This is a genomic window from Methylobacterium variabile, assembly GCF_001043975.1.
GTDB lineage: Bacteria > Pseudomonadota > Alphaproteobacteria > Rhizobiales > Beijerinckiaceae > Methylobacterium > Methylobacterium variabile.
Map to the genome: position 1 here is coordinate 1 of NZ_LABY01000226.1, position 4198 is coordinate 4198.

The following is a 4198-nucleotide window of genomic DNA, read 5'->3' on the forward strand; positions in this document are numbered from 1 at the left end:
GGTGAGCGAGCGCAGCAGCGTCACCGGCAGCGTCGGCGGCCGCGAGCGGGTGGACGTGCGCTCCAGCGAGCGCCGGGAGGACCGGCTGAACCGGAGCGAGCGCACCGAGTCGCGCCGCGACGGCGGCATGGACCGCACCCGCGACATGTCCCGCGGCGAGGCGCGGGGCAACGGCGACCGCCGGGAGATGGGCCAGGCCGAGCGCAACGGCGCCCGGCCCGAGCAGGCGGCGGGCAACCAGCCCGGCCGCGGCGGCCAGGAGCGCGGTATGAATGAGCGCCAGGCGGGCGACCGCCAGATGGGCGAGCGCGGCGCCGGCCCCGAGACGACCGGCAGCACGCAGCGCGGCGGCGCGGGCGGTGCCCGGTCCGGTCAGGAGGGCGGCGCTGGCACGGGCGGCGGCCGGATGTAAGCCGTCCGCGCGGATCGTCGGACCGTGAACGAGGCCGGCCCCGGGGGCACCCCCGGGGCCGGCCTTCTGGCATGCGCGGGTTGCGGCAATGAATCGCCCCAGGATACGCGCGGCCGCGGCGGCGGCGCGCCCGTCGGATCGACGATCCGAGCCAACGACTTGACCGGGGGCTTGGCGTCCCGCTGGGCGCGTCGCGCGCGGGCGCCGCATCGAAGACCGGCGGGATGAGATTGTGCTGATCCGGGTCATGCGCTACCGCCGGTTAACCCTCGCCGGCGGCCCCAGTCCTGCCCTGTTGACACCGCATGAAGGCGCGCCGCGGGAGCGGGACAGGCTCGGGAGGACCAGGATGCCGATGCGTGCACCCGACCCCATCGTCGGCCCGGGCGAGCCCCACGCCCGTGCCGCGCCCCTGCCCGACCGGATCGCTCCGGGCGGCACCCTCACCCACGCCAGCCGGGCAGAGTCGACGCGCAGATGCTGAAAACCGCCATCGTCGCGGCGCGGGACCGCCAGCGCCTCCAGGAAATCGCCGGCATCCTGATCGGCTTCGGCGTCAACAAGGTCGTGGACCGCCTCGGCCTGCGGGCGATCCCGCGCCTCGCCTGGCGCAGCGCGCCGGCGGTCGACCTCGCGCGCCTGTCGCAGCCCGAGCGCCTGCGCCGGGCGATCGAGGCCTTGGGCCCCACCTTCGTCAAGCTCGGCCAGGTGCTGGCGAGCCGCGCCGACCTTCTGGCGCCGCAATGGACGGAGGAACTCGGCAAGCTGCACGACAAGGTCGCGCCCCTGCCCTGGGACGTGATCCGGCCCCAGCTCGAGGCCGATCTCGGCGCTCCGCCCTCCGAGATCTTCTCCGAGTTCGACACCAACCCGATCGCCTCGGCCTCGATCGCCCAGGTGTACCGCGCGCGGCTCGAGACCGGCGAGGAGGTGATCGTCAAGGTCCGGCGTCCAGGCCTGCAGAAGATCATCGAGGCGGACCTGCGGCTGCTCTCGCACGCCTCCCGCATCGTCGAGACCGAGTGGCCCGAGATGGCGCGCTACCGGCCGACCGAGCAGATGCGCCACATCGCCAACGGCCTGCGCGAGGAGCTCGACCTCGCCAACGAGGGCCGCAACTGCGAGATGCTGGCGGCCCTGTTCGCCGACCGCGATGACATCGTCTTCCCGAAGATCTACTGGGAGTACACGTCCGAGCGCGTGCTGGTGCAGGAATTCGTCCACGGCATTCCGCCGACGGACACCAAGCGCCTCGAGGAGGCCGGGCTCGACCGCAAGATCCTGGCCCAGCGGGGGGTCGATGCCTTCCTGCAGATGGCGCTGATCGAGGGCATCTTCCACGCCGACCCGCACCCGGGCAACCTGCTCGCGATGTCGGGCAACCGGATCGCCTTCATCGATTTCGGCATCGTCGGCCGGCTGTCGCAGCGCCGCCGCTCGCAGCTGCTGATCCTGATCGGCGCGATGCTGCAGGAGGATGCCGACGGCCTGATGGCGGTGCTGCTCGACTGGACCGGCGCCAGCAACCCGGACCTGACCCGGCTTGAGGCCGCCTCGCAGGCCTTCGTGACCCGCCATAACGGCGCGACGCTGAACCTCGGTCTCGTGCTCACCGACTTCATGACCATGGCCCGCGAGAACGACCTCGCGATGCCGACCGATCTCGCCATCCTGTTCAAGGGCCTCGTCACCGCGGACGGCGTGATGCGCCAGCTCGACCCGGCCTTCGACCTCTTCGCCGCCGCGGGCCCGACCGTGCGCCGCACCATGCGGCAGCAATTCTCCGTCAAGGACCTGAAGGGCCGGTTCCAGGGGCTGGCGACCGGTCTCTACGGCGCGGCCTCCGAGCTGCCGACGCTGATCCACCTGATGCTGGTGCGCCTGAAGCAGGGCCGGGTCACGGTGGAGATCGAGCTCAAGGGCATGGACAAGCTGACCCGCGGCATCGAGCGCGCCGCCGCCCGGGTGGCGGTCGGCCTCGTGGTCGCGGCCTTCGCGACCCAGCTCGCGCCCCGGCTGATGGAGCACGGCACCCCGGCTTTCGCGACCATCGGCATCCTGGTGCTCACGATCGGGATCGGCTGGATCCTGCTGCTCGCCCGCAACCGCTGAAGCCGACACACAGGGGCCGTTCCCCGGCCGGGGGACGGCCCCTGCTCCTCTCGACTGGGCTTGGCGCCTTACGAGGCGAGGCGCCGGCTGCGCCGGCGGGCGTGCAGGTCCTGCGCTGCCCGGGTGGCATGGCGCGGGCTGCGGAAGACCCGGCCCTCCAGGACGTGGAAGTCCGGATGAGCGGAGAAGAAGCGGAAGCCGTCGGTCTCGGGAACGACGATGCCGGCCGAGGTCTCGCCGACCTCGACGATACGGGCGGATTGCATGGGCGAAGATCTCCGATCGCGGCCGCCGCTCGGGGGCGCCGCGGGCAATTGTTTCGACTCGTGGGCGTGGGTCGGGGCCGGCGTCAGCGGCCCGGGCGGCGGACGGCGCGACGACACGCGCGGCGGCCGCCGCAGCGACAGAGCTCCCGGGCGGCGGCCGGAGCGGCGCGGCAGATCACGGGCATGCGGCTGGGCATCGCGGGTCTCTCCGGGTTGGCCCATCGGCGCGTCGCGGGCGCCGGGGTGCTTTAGCGTTTGGTCTCGCGGCGCAATCGCCTCAAATCACCGCGGCGGCGGAGCCGGTGAGCGGCTCCGAATGCGAGGGCAGGATCGGCCGAGGCGGCGCGCCTGTCAACGAGAATGTTCTTTTTATGGAACAGTTTGAAAGACAAGAAGCTCCTCGTGCGGGACCCTGCCGCAGAGCTAACGGTCTATCCGCGGCTCGACCCCGTGATCGATTGGCAGACAACCGAGTTTTGTTCGGTATAACAAACGCCTTGCAGGTCGGCCGCCCTGGCGCGGGGCCGCGACGTGGCGCAGGATGACGGCACGCTGAATTCGGAGACCGCCGATGTCCGACGAGCCGCACGAACACGCCCACGACGCGACGCGCTGGAAGCACGACGGGGTGCGGGTGATCACCGGCGACAAGCTCGACCCCAACACCGCCCAGACCCCCGGCATGTTCCGGCAGGCGGCGATCAACCACGCCCGCGTCGGGGCGCAGAAGATCTGGGCCGGCACCGTGGCGATCGAGCCCGACGCCAAGACCGGCGTCCACCACCACGGGGCGCTCGAGAGCGTGATCTACGTCGTGCGCGGCCGGGCCCGGATGCGCTGGGGCGAGCGGCTGGAATTCGTCGCCGAGGCGGGCCCGGGCGACTTCATCTACGTGCCCCCGTTCGTGCCGCACCAGGAGATCAACGCCTCGCCCGACGAGGCGCTCGAATGCGTGCTGGTGCGCTCCGACAACGAGGCGGTGGTGGTCAACATCACCGACATCGAGCCCGTCGAGCGGCCCGAGGCGGTCTACTGGGTCGACCCGATCCACAAGCACCCCTGACGACGGCCTCCCGACCGCCGGCGACGTCGAAGGGGGGGACAACGCGAGAGAGTATTCCCAGTTCCATTCGGGTCGCTTCGAGGCACCCGCGGTCTCCCGCGAACGGATGTCGCAGATATCGTTCCGGCCCTTCGCCTGCTGCACTGCTCCGGCGGCGGGTCGGCCGGGACGGGGACCGATCGGGCGCCGCTCGGGACCGTGACCGCGATGTCGCAGGTCTCCGAACGACTTCGAAAGCGGCGATTTCCTGCCTGCGCTTAATTTCTTGTTAAGCACGTCGGGCGACCCTGGGGGCCAATCCCAGCACTCCCGAGGTTTCCATGCCCGCGCCGCAGGCCCGCCCTC

4 protein-coding genes and 1 pseudogene are annotated in these 4198 nt (G+C 71.7%); 4 read left to right on the top strand and 1 reads right to left on the bottom strand.

The genetic code is table 11. The annotated features are described in order from the left end of the window. From VQ02_RS38420 to VQ02_RS27975, 3 genes and pseudogenes are all read left to right on the top strand, one after another. Positions 1-412 (top strand): annotated as a pseudogene (locus tag VQ02_RS38420) (hypothetical protein); the annotation flags it as partial. Positions 413-761: 349 nt separating this feature from the next. Further along, positions 762-896 carry a hypothetical protein gene (locus VQ02_RS39845; RefSeq protein ID WP_280818970.1) on the top strand — a complete coding sequence of 45 codons (135 nt, stop codon included), beginning with the start codon at positions 762-764 and terminating at the stop codon, positions 894-896. Further along, on the top strand, positions 890-2524 hold the full coding sequence (locus VQ02_RS27975) for an ABC1 kinase family protein (RefSeq protein ID WP_048447527.1): 1635 nt from the start codon (positions 890-892) through the stop codon (positions 2522-2524). Before VQ02_RS39845 ends, VQ02_RS27975 begins: the two co-directional genes overlap by 7 nt. 68 nt (positions 2525-2592) lie before the next feature. On the opposite strand, the gene VQ02_RS27980 is transcribed toward VQ02_RS27975, so the two are convergent. Beyond that, complete coding sequence (locus VQ02_RS27980; RefSeq protein WP_048447528.1) at positions 2593-2790, bottom strand: hypothetical protein; 198 nt, start codon at positions 2788-2790, stop codon at positions 2593-2595. Between the two features lie 571 nt (positions 2791-3361). On the opposite strand from VQ02_RS27980, the gene VQ02_RS27985 reads away from it, so the two are divergent. Next, positions 3362-3853 (top strand): cupin domain-containing protein, encoded by a 492-nt coding sequence (locus VQ02_RS27985; RefSeq protein ID WP_048447529.1) that lies wholly within the window; start codon positions 3362-3364, stop codon positions 3851-3853. Positions 3854-4198: the final 345 nt, after the last annotated feature.